Source organism: Micromonospora sp. WMMD812 (assembly GCF_027497215.1).
Lineage (GTDB): Bacteria > Actinomycetota > Actinomycetes > Mycobacteriales > Micromonosporaceae > Micromonospora.
Genome location: NZ_CP114904.1, coordinates 932,589 through 948,698 on the forward strand (window position 1 = coordinate 932,589; position 16,110 = coordinate 948,698).

18 protein-coding genes are annotated in these 16,110 nt (G+C 73.3%); 8 read left to right on the forward strand and 10 right to left on the reverse strand.

Annotation, left to right across the window (positions count from 1 at the left end; all coding sequences use genetic code 11):
- Positions 1-72: 72 nt before the first annotated feature.
- Together O7603_RS04175 and O7603_RS04180 are read right to left on the reverse strand one after the other, a co-directional pair.
- Positions 73-558, reverse strand: a complete 486-nt coding sequence (locus tag O7603_RS04175; protein WP_281574359.1) for a hypothetical protein — start codon at positions 556-558, stop codon at positions 73-75.
- 324 nt (positions 559-882) lie between these two features.
- Entirely contained in the window at positions 883-1,698 is an 816-nt protein-coding gene (locus O7603_RS04180) for a metalloregulator ArsR/SmtB family transcription factor (RefSeq protein ID WP_281574360.1), read from the reverse strand.
- Between the two features lie 97 nt (positions 1,699-1,795).
- On the opposite strand from O7603_RS04180, the gene O7603_RS04185 reads away from it, so the two are divergent.
- A complete protein-coding gene (locus O7603_RS04185) occupies positions 1,796-1,930 on the forward strand; it encodes a hypothetical protein (protein ID WP_281574361.1) in 135 nt (44 codons plus the stop codon).
- A gap of 33 nt (positions 1,931-1,963) precedes the next feature.
- Here O7603_RS04185 and O7603_RS04190 read toward each other — a convergent pair whose 3' ends face one another.
- A complete protein-coding gene (locus tag O7603_RS04190; RefSeq protein ID WP_281574362.1) occupies positions 1,964-2,551 on the reverse strand; it encodes a TetR/AcrR family transcriptional regulator in 588 nt (195 codons plus the stop codon).
- 128 nt (positions 2,552-2,679) lie between these two features.
- On the opposite strand from O7603_RS04190, the gene O7603_RS04195 reads away from it, so the two are divergent.
- From O7603_RS04195 to O7603_RS04205, 3 genes are all read left to right on the forward strand, one after another.
- Entirely contained in the window at positions 2,680-3,306 is a 627-nt protein-coding gene (locus O7603_RS04195) for an LUD domain-containing protein (protein ID WP_281574363.1), read from the forward strand.
- A gap of 140 nt (positions 3,307-3,446) precedes the next feature.
- A complete protein-coding gene (locus O7603_RS04200) occupies positions 3,447-3,986 on the forward strand; it encodes a YfbM family protein (RefSeq protein ID WP_281574364.1) in 540 nt (179 codons plus the stop codon).
- A 53-nt stretch (positions 3,987-4,039) separates the two neighbouring features.
- Positions 4,040-5,272, forward strand: coding sequence for a lycopene cyclase family protein (locus tag O7603_RS04205; protein ID WP_281574365.1), 1,233 nt, complete (start codon positions 4,040-4,042; stop codon positions 5,270-5,272).
- A 281-nt stretch (positions 5,273-5,553) separates the two neighbouring features.
- On the opposite strand, the gene O7603_RS04210 is transcribed toward O7603_RS04205, so the two are convergent.
- Together O7603_RS04210 and O7603_RS04215 are read right to left on the reverse strand one after the other, a co-directional pair.
- Positions 5,554-6,084 (reverse strand): GNAT family N-acetyltransferase, encoded by a 531-nt coding sequence (locus O7603_RS04210; protein ID WP_281574366.1) that lies wholly within the window; start codon positions 6,082-6,084, stop codon positions 5,554-5,556.
- Entirely contained in the window at positions 6,081-7,217 is a 1,137-nt protein-coding gene (locus tag O7603_RS04215; protein WP_281574367.1) for a serine hydrolase domain-containing protein, read from the reverse strand. The genes O7603_RS04210 and O7603_RS04215 overlap by 4 nt, the downstream gene beginning before the upstream one ends.
- 155 nt (positions 7,218-7,372) lie before the next feature.
- On the opposite strand from O7603_RS04215, the gene O7603_RS04220 reads away from it, so the two are divergent.
- Positions 7,373-7,843 carry an ASCH domain-containing protein gene (locus tag O7603_RS04220; RefSeq protein ID WP_281574368.1) on the forward strand — a complete coding sequence of 157 codons (471 nt, stop codon included), beginning with the start codon at positions 7,373-7,375 and terminating at the stop codon, positions 7,841-7,843.
- A 46-nt stretch (positions 7,844-7,889) separates the two neighbouring features.
- Positions 7,890-8,360 carry a ribonuclease HI gene (rnhA, locus tag O7603_RS04225; protein WP_281574369.1) on the forward strand — a complete coding sequence of 157 codons (471 nt, stop codon included), beginning with the start codon at positions 7,890-7,892 and terminating at the stop codon, positions 8,358-8,360.
- A 10-nt stretch (positions 8,361-8,370) separates the two neighbouring features.
- On the opposite strand, the gene O7603_RS04230 is transcribed toward rnhA, so the two are convergent.
- The 3 genes from O7603_RS04230 to O7603_RS04240 all read right to left on the reverse strand — a co-directional run bounded on the left by O7603_RS04230 (position 8,371) and on the right by O7603_RS04240 (position 10,909).
- Positions 8,371-8,616, reverse strand: coding sequence for a preprotein translocase YidC (locus O7603_RS04230; protein ID WP_281574370.1), 246 nt, complete (start codon positions 8,614-8,616; stop codon positions 8,371-8,373).
- Positions 8,617-8,787: 171 nt separating this feature from the next.
- Positions 8,788-9,699, reverse strand: coding sequence for a pentapeptide repeat-containing protein (locus O7603_RS04235; RefSeq protein WP_281574371.1), 912 nt, complete (start codon positions 9,697-9,699; stop codon positions 8,788-8,790).
- 97 nt (positions 9,700-9,796) lie between these two features.
- On the reverse strand, positions 9,797-10,909 hold the full coding sequence (locus O7603_RS04240; RefSeq protein ID WP_281574372.1) for a hypothetical protein: 1,113 nt from the start codon (positions 10,907-10,909) through the stop codon (positions 9,797-9,799).
- Between the two features lie 181 nt (positions 10,910-11,090).
- Between O7603_RS04240 and O7603_RS04245 the strand changes: the two genes are divergently transcribed.
- Positions 11,091-11,696, forward strand: a complete 606-nt coding sequence (locus O7603_RS04245) for a hypothetical protein (protein WP_281574373.1) — start codon at positions 11,091-11,093, stop codon at positions 11,694-11,696.
- A gap of 75 nt (positions 11,697-11,771) precedes the next feature.
- On the opposite strand, the gene O7603_RS04250 is transcribed toward O7603_RS04245, so the two are convergent.
- Together O7603_RS04250 and O7603_RS04255 are read right to left on the reverse strand one after the other, a co-directional pair.
- Positions 11,772-12,179 carry an SSI family serine proteinase inhibitor gene (locus O7603_RS04250; protein ID WP_281574374.1) on the reverse strand — a complete coding sequence of 136 codons (408 nt, stop codon included), beginning with the start codon at positions 12,177-12,179 and terminating at the stop codon, positions 11,772-11,774.
- A gap of 114 nt (positions 12,180-12,293) precedes the next feature.
- Positions 12,294-13,109 carry an SDR family oxidoreductase gene (locus O7603_RS04255; RefSeq protein ID WP_281574375.1) on the reverse strand — a complete coding sequence of 272 codons (816 nt, stop codon included), beginning with the start codon at positions 13,107-13,109 and terminating at the stop codon, positions 12,294-12,296.
- 171 nt (positions 13,110-13,280) lie between these two features.
- On the opposite strand from O7603_RS04255, the gene O7603_RS04260 reads away from it, so the two are divergent.
- Positions 13,281-16,076: a sialidase family protein gene (locus O7603_RS04260; RefSeq protein ID WP_281574376.1), complete on the forward strand. Its 2,796-nt coding sequence runs from the start codon at positions 13,281-13,283 to the stop codon at positions 16,074-16,076.
- Positions 16,077-16,110 lie beyond the last annotated feature (34 nt).

Here is a 16,110-nt window from a genome sequence, read left to right on the forward strand (position 1 = left end):
GGATCGTGGGGGTGCCCGCCCCGGTGTGTCGCCGGTGCGGGCACCCGTCCCAGGGATGGTGCGGGCCGCCGGTCAGGCGACGGTGGTTGCGGGGCGCCGGCGGCGCAGCAGCAGGACCGTGCCGGCCGCCGCCGCGCCGAGCAGCGTGCCGCCGGCGGCGAGGGCGCCGGTGCCGTCGGCACGGCTGCCCGCGCCGGCCGGGGCGCCGCCGATCGGGGTGACGGTGAACGTGGCGCTTCCGGCCGCGCTGCCGTCGCCGCAGGTCGCGGTGACCGTGTAGGTGCCGAGGGTGAATCCGGCGGTGAAGAGCTCGGCGCTCAGCCCGCCGCCGGCCGCGGCGGTGGTGGAGCGGACGTTCTGGTCCCGGTTCGGACCGGTGACGCGGAAGATCGCGTCACCCGACTTGGGGTTGCAGGTCGTCGCGGTGAGCACGACCGTGCCGCCGACCGGTGTGCTGGCCGGGGACACGATGGTCTCGGCCAGCGCGGCGCCGGGCAGCAGGAGCGTGCCGAGACCGACACCGACCGCCGCCGACACGAGTACTGTCTTCGCCTTCATACGCGTCTTCCCTCACTTTTCGTCCGCTGAGAACGTGGGACGTCGTTCGGGTGGCCAACTCCGCGACTAGCACCGGTGTGCCCAACACTAGGGGGGTTGGGCCCCCGATCCGGTGAAAATGAGAAATCCTCGTTGCCGTCACGTGTCCGCCGGCCGACGGTGGAAGCAGCCGGCTGCGACCGGTGGTGCCGCTCGCGAGCAGCGCGAGGAAAGCACCGCGGGCGCGTCCTTCAGGAGGTACGCCCGGGTTGCCGGGCTGACCCGGTTCCGGGATGTCCGGGGCGGGCGGTTACGCCGCGACCTCGTCGAAGTCGAGCTGATCCGTCACGCCTGGCCGGGCATCGGCTCGCCAGTCTCCAGCAGCGTCTTCAGGCTGGCCAACAGCTCCGGCCAGCCGCCGCTGCCGTCGAGCTGCCCGCTGATCGCCCGGTGCATCTCGCTGTCGGGGGAGAAGTCGTCATGGACGACGGTCAACCGCACGGCGGCTCCGTGTGGCTCGATCTCGAAGGTGACCGTGGAGCGCCGCTCGCCGAGGCGGGCCGCCAGTTCCTCGTCCGACCAGCCGAAGTGCGCGGCGTGCTCCGGCTGGAAGCCGTGCCAGCGATAACTGAGCCGCCGGTAGGGCTCGGCGGCCAGCACCCGCTGGCCGAGATCGCGGAACTCGCCGTCGGGCGCGTCCTGCCACAGCACCGGCGAGCCGACCCGCCAGTCGGACTTCAGCGCCACGCCGCCCCAGTAGCGGCGGGTGAACGCCGGCTCGGTCAGCGCCGCCCAGAGCCGTTGCGGGGTGGTGTTGATGTAGGTGGTGTAGACGAAGGTCGGATTCTCCACGGACTCACGCTCCAGTGCTGCGCGCAGGTCGGCGAGCGCCTCGGCCCGCTGACGGTCGTATCGGCTGATCCACCGGTCGGCGATGGCGGTGATCGGTGCGGCGTTGAGGTGGTGCAGCTTCTCCCGGCCGCGGCGCACGGTCGTGACCAGGCCGGCCGACTCCAGCACCGCCAGGTGTTTGCTGACCGACTGCCGGGTCATGTCGAGCCCCGCGCAGAGGTCGCGCAGGCTCTGCCCGTTGCGGGCGTTGAGGCTGTCGAGCAGCCGCCGCCGGCTGGCGTCAGCCAGCGCCCGGAAGACCTCGTCCACCCGTCACCTCTCATGCAACCAATCGGCTGCATGTCAGCATAGGCACCCGCACGGTTGCCTGTCAAAAGGCGGCGCCGGGCGTGGGCGGCGCCACCGGGTGCGCGTCGGCGCCACCCTGCACCGGGACGTCCTCGGTCTGGAATCGCCGACGATCCGACCGCGCGCGGGTTTTCTGCTCACCGCCATCGCCTACGCCTTCACCGGCAGCGGTCGGGCGGTCCGCTGGCCATGACCGCGAACCCGGTGTCAGTGCGGCGGTGCGGGATCAGGGGCGGCAGACGCGTCGCACGAGGTCCGCCCAGCCGCGGGCGAGCTGGGGCGCGGCCCGGCCGAGGTCGGTCGCGGACAGGTAGAGCAGCAGGGGGCCGTCGAGGGCCGCGGTGAGCTGGATGGCGAGCAGGTCGAGGTCGGCCGGGCCGAGGTCGATCTGGGCCAGGAGGACCCTGATGTGCGTCTGGGACATCGGCGTCTGGGATCCGGCGGGGATGGGCTGGCGACCGTCGAGCGCGGAACGGGCGATCTCGTAGTAGTCCGCCAGGAAGTGGATCCGCGCCTGACCGTAGGCGATCAGGCGGTCCGGTGCCGGCGCGCCCGGGCCCAGCGGCGGCGGCCCGGCGAGCACCTGCTCCTGGAAGGCGCGTTCGCCGTCGTCGAGCAGCGCCTGAAAGATGCCGGCCCGGGTGCCGAAGCGGCGGAAGACCGTGCCCTTGCCCAGGCCGGACCGCTCGGCGAGGGCGTCCATGGTGAGTTGGTCGGGGCCCAGCTCGGTGAGCATCTCGCGGGCTGTGGTGATCAGGTGCCGGCGGTTGCGTGCCGCGTCGGCCCGCTCCGTGGGGCCTGTTCCCCCCGACACGTTGATCCTCCTCACAGACCTCACCCTACCGTGGTCGCCATAAGCGGGGTACGGTCCGTTTAGCCGGGCGGCTCGGCCGCGCTCCGGCCCGGGCGCGCGGCGCCGACATCGCAGACAGGAGATACCCCATGACCACGATCGACACCTCGGAGCGCTTCACCACGCTGCCCGACGACGCGACGCTCTCGGCGACGGTCGTCGCGCTGGAGGAGCACGGGTTCAGCGTGGACGTCGTCGACGACCTCGACGCCGCTCGCAAGGCGGTGCTGACCCGCATCCCGCACGGCTCCTCGGTGATGACGAACACCTCGATGACCCTGAAGGAGACGGGCATCGAGGACGCGATCGACGGCGGGGGGCCGTACGAGTCGGCGCGCAACAAGATGCTCGCGCTGGACTACCAGACCCAGGCGCAGGAGATGAAGGTGATCTCCGGGCAGGCCGACTACGCGCTCGGCAGCGTGCACGCCGTCACCCGGGAGGGGACGCTCGTCATCGCCTCGGCCTCCGGCAGCCAACTGTCCTCGTACGCCTGGGGCGCGGCCAACGTCATCTTCGTCGTCGGCGCGCAGAAGCTCGTTCCCACACTGGAGGCCGCCCACGAGCGGATCTACCAGCACAGCCTGAAGCTCGAGGACGTGCGCGCGCAGGCCGCGTACGGGCAGCACAGCAGCGTCGGCAAGGTCCTGGAGATCCACCAGGAGCTGCCGGGGCGCATCCACGTCGTCCTGATCCGCCAGGTCGTCGGCTTCTGACCGCGCCCCGCGGATCGCGACACCGTAGGTCTGGTACGACAGGGCCCCTCCAGGCGCCCTGTCGTACCACGATCCAGGCGCAGACACCGGCACGCCTCGCGCCGCGCGACATGTCGGACCCGCCGGCTACGGTCGCGCCCATGGGGATGTACGGGAGTTGGCTTCGGGTTTCCGAGGCGGAGCTGGCACGGGCGAAGGACGACCTCGACTGGGCCTACGGCCTGGCCGAACGGGTCAGCGAAGCGGAGGACGATGACCCGCCGGGCGACCCGCGCTGTTCCGGCACCGACAAGGCCTGGCACGCCCTGCAGTTCCTGCTCGACCGGCGCGACTTCCCGGTGTCGATCGTCTACGGCGAGGAGTCGTTCATCGACCTGCCGGACGATCCGGAGGAGGCTCTCGATGTCATCGAGGCGTCGGGGGCCGACTGGGGCTATGGGCCGCCCGGTTACCTCACCCCGGCGCAGGTGGTCGAGGCGGCTGCGGCGCTGGCCGAGCTGACCGAGGAGGACCTGGTCGGCGGGGTCGACCCGGCGGAGCTGCAGCGGGCCGAGATCTACCCGACGGTGTGGGACCGGCCCGGGGAGCTGGCCTGGGTCGCGCACTTCCTGCCCGGCGTGCGCGACTACTTCATCGCCGCGGCCAAGAACGGCGACGCGGTCATCTGCTGGATCTCCTGACCCCGGGGCAGACCGGCGGCGGGTCGGCCGGCCGGATGTGACAGCGTGGACGGATGCAGAGCCGCGTCGACGTCGACCTCGCCCTGGTCGGCGGCGGCGGTGCGGCCTCGCTGGTCCTGGCCGCGCTGGACCGGCACGGAGTGCGGGACCTGCGGGTGGCCGTCGTCGACCCGGTGCACCGGCGCGGCCAGGACCGGACGTGGGCGTTCTGGGACCGTCCGGGCAGTGACCTCGACCCGCTGCTCAGCGCGAGCTGGCGGCAGGTCGAGATCACCACGCCCGCCGCCCGCCGGGTGCTCGACCTCGCCCCGCTGCGGTACGCGATGCTCCGCTCCGGCCCGGTCTACGCGCGCGCGGCCGAGGCCGAGCGGCGTCTCGGCGCGACCCGGGTGGTCGCCGCGGTCCAGGACACGCACGACGACGGCGACCGGGTGCTGGTCCGCACCGGGAGCGGGCCGACCGTGCGGGCGGGCTGGGTGCTGGACTCCCGGCCCCGGCCCCCGGCGCGCGCGGGCCGGACGAGCTGGCTGCAACACTTCCGCGGCTGGTGGCTGGCGGCGGACCGTCCCACGTTCGACCCCGCGCGAGCCGCGCTGATGGACTTCCGCACCCCGCAGCCGGCCCGGGGCGTCTCCTTCGGCTACCTGTTGCCGGTCAGCGACCGCTACGCCCTGGTCGAGTACACCGAGTTCTCACCCGCACTGCTCACCGGCGCCGGTTACGACGCCGCGCTGGCCGGCTACCGGGACCTACTGCGGCTCGACCCGTCCCGGCTGACCGTGCGGGAGGTGGAGAACGGGGTGATCCCGATGACCGACGCCCCGTTCGTCGCCCGCCCCTCGCCCCGGGTGGTCCGCCTCGGTACCGCCGGCGGGGCGACCCGGCCGTCCACCGGCTTCACCTTCTCCGCCATGTACCGGCAGGCCGACCAGGTGGCGCGCGCGCTCGCCGCGGGCCGGCCGCCGGTGCCGGAACCCGCATATCCGCGCCGGCACGGTTGGCTGGACGCGGTCGCGCTCCGCGCGCTGGACCGCGGTTCGGTCGGCGGGCCGGACTTCTTCGACCGGCTCTTCGCCCGCAACCCGGCCGAGCGGGTGCTGCGGTTTCTCGACGGCACCACCACCCCGGGCGAGGAGCTGGCGGTGATGCGGTCCACCCCGCTGCTGGCGATGGTGGCCGCCACCGCCGGCGACGCGGCGCACCGGGTGCGCGACCGGCTCCGCCCGGCACGATCCGCCCCGCCGGTGCCGGCGGTCGTCCGGGACGGCGCGCCCCCGCACCCGTGACCGCGCCACCGCCCACTCCCGGGCGTCGCCGATCGGGCTTCCGGGCCGTCACCGACCAGGCCGTCACTGACCAGGCCGTCACTGACCAGGCCGTCGCCGATCAGGCAGCCCGCCGCGTCGCCGAACCATCCCGGAGACGCCGCGGCCGTCGCCGACTGGGCGGCGGTCGGCCGGGAACGCCGCGAGCGGGCGGTCCCCGCACGCGAGTGGGCCCAGCCAGTTGGTGCCCTTGTCACTGATCTCGCCGCCGCCGGACCGCCGGCCGCACCCGGCGAGGGTCCTCAGTCGACGGACGGTACGACCGGATCGGCGCCGGCCAGGGCCTGCAGCGCCGGACCGTCGAGGCGCAGCATCTCGATCTCGTCGAGGGAACGGGCCCGCAGCCGCCGGTAGAAGCGCAGCGCGGGATCGTTGGTCCGCAGGACCCACCACTTTATGCGGGCGCCGCCGCGGCTCACCGCCAGCTCGGCCAGATGGGCGAGCAGCGTCCGCCCGAGCCCGCCGCCCCGCCACTCCGGCCGGACGTACAGGTCCTCCAGGTGGATGCCGGGGCGGCCGAGCACCGTGCTGTAGGTCGGGTAGAAGAGGGCGAACCCGACCGGCTCGTCGCCGACCGTCGCCACCACCGCCTCGGCGACCGGCCTCGGCCCGAACAGCGCCGCGCCGACATCCGCCGGCCGCGCGCTGACCTCGCCGGGAAAGTCCTCCGCCGCGGCCAACTCGACGATGAACCGGTGCAGCACGGGCACGTCGGGCGGTTCCGCCGGCCGGATCACCACCGGCGTGGCCCGGGTGGCCTCGCCGTCGATCACCCTGCCTCCACGTCCGTCGCCGGCCGCGGAGACCGGGCCGCGACGGCGTCGCGGATCCGCGTGCGCAGTTCCTCCATCGGGTCGCCGTCGCCCACCGACAGCCGCGTCTTCGTCGCGGCCACCGTCAGTCCGAGTTCCGGATAGGCGTACGCGATGCTGCCGCCGCTGCCGGACGCCCCGAACGCGCCGTCGGGCTCGACCGCGTACCCCAGCCCCCAGGTCGCCTCCTGCCCGAAGACCCACTCGGGCCCGGGCGCCGCCGGTGTGACGACCTCCCGCAGCCGTCGCGGCGAGATCAGCCGTACGCCGTCCACCCCGCCGATGAGCGCGGCGAACATCCGGGCGACCGCGCGGGCCGTCATCGTGCCGGTCGCCGGCACGTCGGCGGCGAGGAAGTCCCGGCGGCGGCCGACCTCCGCACCGGGCCGCACGCCGGGCGGTGCGACGCGGTCGAAGTTCGGCAGGGTGGCGGCGACCTGGTCGAACAGCGCGGACAGGTTGCCGTCACGCACCGGGGCGATCCGGTCCAGGTCTGCGGCCGGTACGCCGAGGAACAGCTCGCCGGCGACGCCGAGCGGCCCGGCCACCTCCTCGGCCAGCACCTGCGAGATGCGCCGGCCGGTGACGCGGCGGACCGTCTCGCCAACGAGCCAGCCGAACGTCCAGGCGTGGTACGCCTTCAGCTCACCGGGCGGCGCGATCGGTTCGGTGTCCGCGATGATCGCGCACATCCGGTCCCAGTCGGTGAAGTCCTCGACGGTGGTGTCGGCCGGCAGGGTGGGCACCCCGGCGGTGTGGGTGAGCACGTGCCGCAGGGTGATCCCCTCCTTGCCGTGCCGGGCGAACTCCGGCCACACCTCGGCCAACCGTAGGTCGTAGTCCAGCCGGCCCTGCTCGGCCAGCACGTGCGCCACGGTGGACGTCAGACCCTTGCCGGTGGACACGCTCCAGATCGGCATGTCGCCGGTGAGCGGCCGGCCGGTGTCCGGGTCGGAAACCCCCGCCTCGGCCTCGACGATCGCCCGCCCGTCGAGGTATGCGGCGACCTGCACGCCGGTCTCCCGGCCGGACGCGACCAGGCCGTCGATCGTCTTTCGCACCTCGGCCCGCAGGCCGTCCCACTCAGCGCCCATGGTGATCAACCCTGCCAGAGCGGCCCGGAACCCGGCGCGGCAATTTCGTCCGCCGCTTCGGCTGTCCAGATCCGGGTGGTGGTGCGGCCGGTCGGACCGGCATGCCGCTCGGCGCGGGGGGCCGGCCGGGCGGTTCCGGCGCTATCCTCGGCCGGATGGACCTCGATGATCTTCCCCGCGCCGAGTTCGCGTTCCCCGGCCCGCTGCGGGACCGGCTCGTGGCGGCCATCCTCGCCGGGACGAAGACCTCGACCAGCAGCCTGGTGCTCGGTTACGAACGCGAGGGCGAGCCGTTGCCCCGCGTCGGCCAGCGGTCGGTGGTGGTGGACTCCGCGGACCGCCCGGTCGCGGTGATCGAGACGACCGAGGTGCGGGTGCTCCGGCTCGCGGACGTTGACCTGCAGCATGCCCTCGACGAGGGCGAGGGCGACGAGTCGGTGGCCGGGTGGCGGGCCGGGCACGAGGCGTTCTGGCATAGCCCCGAGGTGCGCGACGAGCTCGGTGACCCGGACTTCACCGTGGACGACGACACCCTCGTGCTCGCCGAACGGTTCCGGGTGGTGCGGCACATCGACGCGGAGCGCGTTCACTCGGGGCCGGACGGTGCGACACCCGGCGGGTCGTAGGGCCCCGGCGACCCCCGACGACCGCGGCGCCCGGTAGGTTGCCGGCATGGTGGACGCCGGCAGGGTGGTGCGGATCTGGACCGACGGTGCGTGCAGCGGTAACCCGGGGCCGGGCGGCTGGGGTGTGCTGCTGCGCTACGGCGACCACGAGCGGGAGTTGTGCGGGGGCGAGGCCACGCCGACCACCAACAACCGGATGGAGCTGATGGCCGCCATCCAGGCGCTGGAGAGCCTCACCCGGGCGGTCGCGGTGGAGCTGCACACCGACAGCACGTACGTGCGCAACGGCATCACGAGCTGGCTCGCCTCGTGGAAGCGCAACGGGTGGCGGACGGCGGCGAAGCAGCCGGTCAAGAACGCCGACCTGTGGCAGCGGCTGGAGGCGGCCTGCGCCCGGCACGAGGTCACCTGGCTGTGGGTGAAGGGGCACAACGGCCACCCGGAGAACGAGCGTGCCGACGCTCTGGCCAACCGTGGCATGACGGAGGCCCGGGCCGGGGTAGTGTCGGCCCGCTGACCGTCACCGGCTAGCGGGGTTTGCGCGTCGCGTCGGGGTGCCCGGGCATGCTGGAGCCCCCGCCGCTGCTTCCGGACGAGCCGCCCGCGACGCCTGACCCGTCGTCCTCGGTGACCAGGTCCGGCCGCACGTCGGTGTCGTCCGGCGGCGGCACCTCGGTGTCCGCCTCCACCTGGACCAGCGGCCGCTCGCCGGCCTCGTCCTCGGCGTGCTCCGGGTCGACCGGCTGCACACCCTGCCGCGTTCTGAACCCCACGGTCGCCTCCCCCGTCCGCACCCTGTCCGGTCGGGGCTGGCTACCCGGCGGAAAAGGGGCGAAACGTCAGCTGGCGGGCCGGCCCCCACGCAGGTCGTGTGCCGACCCGCGTCGCGTCGATCGTTGGCGGCTCGGCGTGCCCACCCCCGGGCGTGTCGGGTCGGTGCGCCGTCAACGATCGGGTTGCGCCCGACCACGGCCGCGCTGGACACGGTGGGCCCGGCGTACCGGGGTGAGGGGCAGGGCCGTCCAGTGCCCGGGGCGGGTGAGCCACGTCGGAAGCCCGGTCCGGGCGTCGCCGCGCGCGGCGTCGAGCTGAGACTGGTGCAGGAACAGGGCCCCGGAGAGGTCCGCGCCGCGCACATCCGCACCGCGCAGGTCGGCCCCGGTGAGGTCGGCCAGGCGCAGGTCGACCCCGCGCAGGTCGGCCCCGATCAGCAGGGCGCCGCGCAGGTTGGCCCGGCGCAGGTCGACCCCGCGCAGGTCCGCCCCGAACAGCTGGGCGCCCCGGCGGTCCACGCCGGCCCGGCCGCCGCGGGCCCGGGCCGCGTCGCCGGCCCGCGACAGCAGGGCGTTGACCCGGTCGCGGTGGGCGGGCACGTCGAGCGCCAGCAACTCCTCCGGGCTGCCTGCGGTGAGCTGGACGGTGTCCGCGCGGGCCCGGTCGAGCGCGTCGCGCAGCGGGGCCGGCGGGTGCAGCGCCAGCGCCTCGGTCAGGTACCAGAGCAGCTCGTGCAGGGGTCGCATCACCGCGAAGGTGTCGAACATGACCGCGGCCGTCTCCGGGGCCGCCCGCCAGTCCCGGCCGCCGAAGGTCACCTGGGCGACCTGCTGCCCGGCGCCGAAGCAGTCGAAGACCGTGCAGCCGGGGAAGCCCCGGTCGCGCAGGTCGGCGTGGATGCCGCAGCGGTGGCCCGGGCCCAGGTGGGGGCAGGCCTGTCCGGCGGGCTTGTCGATGGCGAAGTCCGCGGAGGCCGCGAAGGCCGGTGCGACGCAGCAGATGCCGAAGCAGCGGGCGCAGTCGGCACGTAGGCCGTCCCGGCGGGGCGACGCCGGCGTCGCCGACGGAGAGCCTTCCGACATGCTGACCGAACTCCTGCCGATCCGTTGGGGGTGGCGCCCCGGCGTCGGGCGCGTTCCACCATTGTCCCGCCGGCCGGCGGTCGCCGACCGGGCGGGGTCACCGTCCGTGTGGGTCGGCGCCGGCGGGAGACCGGGGCCCGGACGCCCGCCCGTCGCCCGCGCGCTGCGGCAGGAGGCGCAGGATGGTCCGCTCTCCGTCGCCGGGCCCGTACTTCTGGTCGAAGAGCCGAGTCACCGGCACCGCCGCGCCGCGGTCGACGTCCGCCGCTTCCACGAGGGTGAACACCCCCGCCGCCGGGGCGGCCGTACGCGGCGGCAACTGCGCCCGAACGGTCAGCGGCCGGCTCAACCGGAACGCGCGACAGTCGATGTAGTGCTGCCCGTCCACCGCCACGTACGGCACCTGCACGTCGACCACGTCCGAGTCGTCGTGGCGCAGCGTGACCGTGGTCGACCAGTAGTCGTCCAGGGACAGCGTGGCCTGCTCGTGCTCCCACAGCTCCTCGAACCGGGCGTGCACGAACCCACCCCACGGGCTGTCCATGTCCACCTCCAACTGCGGGACGTTGAAGGACAGCTTGCCGATCGGGAAGAACGAGATCAGCGCCTGCCCGTCCCACTGGTAGAGCTGGATGGACGGCGAGGCGTCGTAGATGCGGACCTGCAACCGGGGTTTCAGCTCCGGCGGCAGCGACTGCTGGAAGGCGGCCAGGTGTCGTAGGTTGGCCCGGATCTGCCGAGGCACGTTCACCCGCTGCCGCTCCAGCTCCTCGGAGCGCTGCTGGGCGGCGGTGCAGTCCGGGTCGAGCAGGAGCAACTGGACCTGCGCGCCGTGCTGGAGGGCCGCCCGGACGGCCGCCAGGGTGTCGTCCCGGTGTTTGTGCTCCAGCAGGATCGTCCAGGTGTCGAGAATCCGTACCCGCCGCCCGCTGTGGTGCAGGCGCGCGACGAACGCCGCCTGGTCGAAGCTCAGATGCTCCTGGACCCGGGCCTTGCGGGCCTCCTCGAACAGCGGGTCGAAGATGACGTACGAGATCGCCGCGAGCACCACGCTGGCGCCCAGGTTGAGCAGCAGGTCGCTGAGGAAGCCGGTGCTGCGCCAGGCGGCCAGCAGCATCGCGGCGGCCACGCCGAGCAGTGCCCCGGCGACCACGAAGGCGCGCCGCTGCCGGGCCGTACGCCCCCGTCGCCAGCCACCCGCCCGCCGCATCCCGGCCCCTCCGATCCCGCCCGACCCGGCCGGTGCCGGTGATCACCCTGGAGGACGGAAGGATACGTGCCCGCTTTGAAGCGCGCTGTCCCGTTCGCGACGACGGCATTTCGCGCTCCGCCCGTCCGCCACCGCCGTATCGTGACGGTGACCGCAACGGGTCGACCACGAACGGCGAGGCATGGACGACAGGGAACGCGAGCAGGCGCTGCTGACCGCCCTGACCACCGAGCACTTCGTGCTGCAGACCTCGCGCAGCGCGACCGTCACCGAGTCGGTGGGCCGGGCGACCGTCTTCCTGTCCCTGCTCTCCGCCACGCTGATCGGGCTCGGCTTCGTCGCCAGCAACGACGCGCTGGTGGCGCCGTACCTCGCGGCGGTGCTGCCGACCCTGCTCGTCACCGGAGCGTTCACGTTTCTGCGGCTGGTGCAGAACATGGTGGAGAACGAGGTCGATCTCGAGCGGATCCAGCGCATCCGGGCCTATTACCACCACCGGCTCGCCGGTGGCGCCGACTTCTTCGCTGACGCGCTGCAGGGCGAGGGCGCCGGGGGGCCGACCTGGGCGGCGGTCGGCAACCGGCCGAGGCGGGCGCAGTTGCTGCTGACCACGGCGGCCATGGTGGGCGCGGTGAACGCGCTTCTGGCGGGCCTGGGCGTCACCCTGCTGGTCGGGCTCGCGGGGCTGTCGCCGGGGTTCGCGATCGGCATCGGCGCCGTCGTCGCGGTGCTGGCCTTCGTCGCCGAGTTCGCGTACGTCAATCGCCGGTCGATCTCCATCCCGTAGCGGGCCGCGCACGGCCGGGCGGAGCGACCGCCGGGCGCGGCGCCCGCGAGAGCACGGGCGCCGCGCGGGGAGGGGTCAGAAGGCGAACAGGTCGCCGGTCTCCCGTAGCAGCACGCAGCGGTTGGCGTACGTCTTCGAGTACGTCACCGGCCGCTCTCCCCAGAAGCCGAGCGCGCGGACGGTGACCGGTGCGTACTCCAGGGTGCAGAGCGTGTCGGGGTCGAGATTCAGCGTGGCGAGGTCGCCGTCGACGTGGGCGAGGGCGCCGCAGGCGGCCGGCGCGGCCGGGTGGTCACCGCCGCTCGGGCCGCACAGCAGCACGCTGGCCCGGGGCGTGGCCGTGGCCGGCTGCACCGTGAGCAGCAGCGCCGACGCCGGATGGCCGGTGTGGGCGGCGGCGGGCCGCGCCGCCCCGGCGGTCAGCCCGCCGGCGAGGAGGAGGGTGGCCGCGACGAACGCGGCGATCCGCTGGGCGAAGGGCATGGTGTGTCCTTCCGTCGGGGCCCCGGGTGTGGGGCCGGTCGGCGGCCCGGCGTCGTGCGCCCGGACCGACGACCACCCTAAGTGGACACTGTGAATCCCCTGCGTCACCAACTGTTACGTCGGTTCGACCCGCCGCCAGTCGTTCGCGGTCAGCGAGTTGGCCTGCGGGCCCATCATCAGCATGCCGCCGTCGACCGGCCAGGAGGCGCCGGTCACGTACGCGGCGGCGGGGGAGGCGAGCAGCGCGACCACTGCGGCCACCTCCCGGGCGTCGCCCGGCCGCCCGACCGGCACGCCCGGCCGCTCCTGGGTGAACGGGTCCACGTCCTCCTGGCCGGTCATCGGCGTCGCGATCTCGCCGGGGGCGACCGCGTTGACGGTGATCCCGTCCGCGGCCAGTTCCTGGGCCATGACCTTGGTGAGCAGCCCGAGCCCGCCCTTCGCCGCGCAGTACGCGGCCGAGCCGACCCGTGGCGCGTGCTCGTGCACGCTGGTGATGTTGACGATCCGTCCTCCGGTCCCGGCGGCCCGCATCCGCCGCGCCGCCCGCTGGCCGCAGAGGAACGGCCCGTCGAGGTCCACCGACAGCACGGTCCGCCACCGCTCCCAGTCGGTGTCGACGAAGGGCACGGAGGCGCCGGTTCCGGCGTTGTTCACCAGGACTCCGAGGCCGCCCAGCCGGTCCGCCAGATCGTCGATCACGTCGGCCGCACCCGGCAGTCGGGTCAGGTCCATCTCGGCGACCTCGCAGCGCCGGCCGGCGGCGTGCACCTCGGCGGCCGTCCGCTCCGCGCCGTCGGGGTCGCCGTACCAGGTGATGCCGATGTCGAAGCCGGCCTCCGCGAGGGCCACCGCGCAGGCCTTGCCGATGCCGGAATCCGCGCCGGTGACGATCGCGAGCCGCGGAAAGTGCTCATAGCGTGCGGGCATGGCGGCGCAATACCCGTCCTATGCGAATGCAACCATACGTCGATCCGCGTCCATGCAGGGGATTGTCGTCGTCGATGCGCTCTGCCATATTTCTGCTGGACGCTGCCAGTGACGGTCGCCAATCCGGGGTACCGCGCTGCGGCGACGCCTCCATTCCCGGGAGGGACCCTCGTGAAGCGCAGACGTCGCCATCTCCTCGCAGGACTAGCGGTCGTCGCCCTGGTCGCGACGACGGGTGCCGCGGGCATCCATCTCACCGGCGCCGAGGTGCCGGCAACAGCGGCGGTCGGCGACGGCGAGATGCCCGGCGCCACCGGCGCCCACCTCGAACGCCTCTGGCAGACGACACCCGGCAACGACGGCATGTCGCCCGAAGGGCCAGGCGGAGCGGCCCAGCAGGAGTTCCTGGAGCGGGCCTACCCGGCGAACGCCATCACCATCGCCCAGTTCGACCGGTCGAAGGCCGCCTACTCCGCCGCGGACAAGCGCTCCCGGGGCAGCCAGCGCTGGACCAACGTCGGCCCGAGCGAGGCGCTCTATCCGTTCACCCGCTTCCGCGACGCGTACAACTACGTGCCCAACGAGTACGTCGCGGGCGGCCGGGTGACCTCGCTCGACATCAGCCCCGACTGCAACCAGCTGCTCTGCCGGGCGTACGCCACCCCGGCCGGCGGTGGCGTCTGGGGCACCCTCAACATCCTCGCCGCCCAGCCCAAATGGTTCTACCTCGGTGGCCCCCTCGGGATCAACGCGGCCGGCTCGGTGAAGATCGACCGCAACGACCGGACGGGCCTGACCATCTATGTCGGCACCGGTGAGGCGAACACCTGCGCCTCCGGCTGCGTGGCCGGCGTCGGCCTCTACCGGTCCACCAACGGCGGCCTCACCTGGCAGGGCCCGCTCGGCAAGGACGTGCTGGCCGGCAAGGGCATCGGCGAGATCACCATCAAGCCCGGTGACCCGAAGACCCTCTACGTCGCCACCACCACGGCGCTGCGCGGCATGTCCAGCTCCTGCTGCACGGGCGTCACCCGGCCGGTGCCGGACGCCGCGAAGTGGGGCCTGTACAAGTCCACCGACGGCGGCGCCAACTGGAAGTTCATCCACAACGGCGCGGCCAACGCCACCGAGTGCACCGGCAGCCTCGCGGAATACAACAACACGGCGGCCTGCTCGCCGCGTGGCGTCCGCTACGTCAAGCTCGACCCGAGGAACGCCAACGTCGTCTACGCCTCCTCGTACGCCCGGGGCGTGTGGCGGTCGGCCGACGCCGGCGCCACCTGGACGCAGATCAAGCCGTCGCTGAACGCGACGCTGCCCCAGACGCGCGCGGCGATCGACGTGACCGCGCTGCCGGGCGGCACGACCCGGATGTACGTCTACGAGGGCAACACCGGCACCCCCTACTCGCGACTGTTCCGCAGCGACGACGTCGCCGGCGGCACCCCGACGTTCACCGACCTGACCAGCGCCAACCCGGCCGACCCGGGGTACGCCACCTACAACCAGTGCACCGGCCAGTGCTGGTACGACGTGTTCGTGCACACCCCGGCGGGGCACCCGGACCTCGTCTACACCGGCGGCTCCTACGTCTACGGCGAGACCATCGCGCACAAGCGGGCCGTCGTGCTCTCCACCGACGCGGGGGTCAGCGGCACCGACATGACCTACGACGGCACCGACGAACTGCACCCGAACGGCCTGCACCCCGACCAGCACGCCCTGATCACCAACCCGCGGAACCCGTACCAGTTCTTCGAGGCCAACGACGGTGGCCTGATGCGCTCCAGCGGCCAGTTCGTCGACCGCTCCGCCTGGTGCGACAACCCCGACCGGGGCCTGACCACGCAGGCCCAGAAGGACCGCTGCCGGCAGATGCTCTCGAAGATCCCGTCCAAGCTGGAGGGAATCAACACGGGGATGAACACCCTGCAGTTCATCAGCCTCTCGGTCAGCCCGCACGACCACAACCTGCTCCAGGGCGGCACCCAGGACAACGGCACGTGGGAGAACAAGGGCCAGCGCACCCGCTGGGTCAACACGATGATCGGTGACGGTGGCGCCTCCGGCTTCGACGTCGCCAAGCCAGAGTTCCGCTTCCACACGTTCTACGACGTGACGCCCGAGGTGAACTTCAACAACGGCGACATCGGCAGCTGGATCTCGGTCTACGACGGGGTGTTCGGCCAGGCGGGCAACCTTTTCTACGCGCCGGTGATCACCGACCCGAAGGTCAGCGGCACGATGTTTGCCGGCACCGGCCGCTCCGTGTACCGCACGAAGACGTTCGGCCTCGGCAACCGGACGCTGGAGGAGGCCAACCGGATCTGCAACAGCTGGACCGGCACCTTCGAGGCGCAGTGCGGCGACTGGGAGCAGCTGGGCACGGTCGCGTTGACCGACGCCGCCTGGGGCGACCGCGCCGGCGGCGCCGTCTCGGTGGTCCAGCGGGTCGGCAGCGACTCGTCGACCGCGTACGCGGCGACCAGCACCGGCCGCGTCTTCGTCACCCGCAACGCTGACGCCACGCCGGCGTCCGCGGTGACCTGGACCCGGATCGACACCGCCGCCACGCCGAACCGCTTCGTCACCAGCGTCCACATCGACCCGGCCGACCCCGCCCGGGCGTGGATCTCCTACAGCGGGTTCAACTCGAACACCCCGGCCACGCTGGGGCACGCCTTCGAGGTGCGGGTGACCGGCGCCGGGGCGAGCTGGTCCGACCGGTCGTACGACTTCGGCGACCAGCCGATCACCGACCTGGTCCGCGACGACGCCACCGGCGACCTCTACGCGGCCACCGACTTCGGCGTCCTGCGGCTGGCCAGGGGCACGACGAGTTGGGTGAGGGCGGGCGCCGGAATGCCGAACGTGGAGGTCGCGGGGCTCACCATCGTGCCGGGCAAGCGGATCCTCTACGCCGCCTCGCACGGCCTCGGCGCCTGGCAGCTCGCGCTGAAGAAGTAGGTAGGAGATCGGCACCAGTCGGGTGAGGGGTCGC

Excerpts from the sequence above, each read along its gene's own strand:
- O7603_RS04195 (WP_281574363.1), top strand. The coding sequence starts at position 2,680 with ATGACCACGATCGACACCTCGGAGCGCTTCACCACGCTGCCCGACGAC.
- O7603_RS04205 (WP_281574365.1), top strand. The coding sequence starts at position 4,040 with ATGCAGAGCCGCGTCGACGTCGACCTCGCCCTGGTCGGCGGCGGCGGT.
- O7603_RS04235 (WP_281574371.1), bottom strand. The coding sequence starts at position 9,699 with ATGTCGGAAGGCTCTCCGTCGGCGACGCCGGCGTCGCCCCGCCGGGAC.
- O7603_RS04245 (WP_281574373.1), top strand. The coding sequence starts at position 11,091 with ATGGACGACAGGGAACGCGAGCAGGCGCTGCTGACCGCCCTGACCACC.
- O7603_RS04250 (WP_281574374.1), bottom strand. The coding sequence starts at position 12,179 with ATGCCCTTCGCCCAGCGGATCGCCGCGTTCGTCGCGGCCACCCTCCTC.
- rnhA (WP_281574369.1), top strand. The coding sequence starts at position 7,890 with ATGGTGGACGCCGGCAGGGTGGTGCGGATCTGGACCGACGGTGCGTGC.
- O7603_RS04255 (WP_281574375.1), bottom strand. The coding sequence starts at position 13,109 with ATGCCCGCACGCTATGAGCACTTTCCGCGGCTCGCGATCGTCACCGGC.
- O7603_RS04240 (WP_281574372.1), bottom strand. The coding sequence starts at position 10,909 with ATGCGGCGGGCGGGTGGCTGGCGACGGGGGCGTACGGCCCGGCAGCGG.
- O7603_RS04175 (WP_281574359.1), bottom strand. The coding sequence starts at position 558 with ATGAAGGCGAAGACAGTACTCGTGTCGGCGGCGGTCGGTGTCGGTCTC.
- O7603_RS04215 (WP_281574367.1), bottom strand. The coding sequence starts at position 7,217 with ATGGGCGCTGAGTGGGACGGCCTGCGGGCCGAGGTGCGAAAGACGATC.
- O7603_RS04220 (WP_281574368.1), top strand. The coding sequence starts at position 7,373 with ATGGACCTCGATGATCTTCCCCGCGCCGAGTTCGCGTTCCCCGGCCCG.
- O7603_RS04200 (WP_281574364.1), top strand. The coding sequence starts at position 3,447 with ATGGGGATGTACGGGAGTTGGCTTCGGGTTTCCGAGGCGGAGCTGGCA.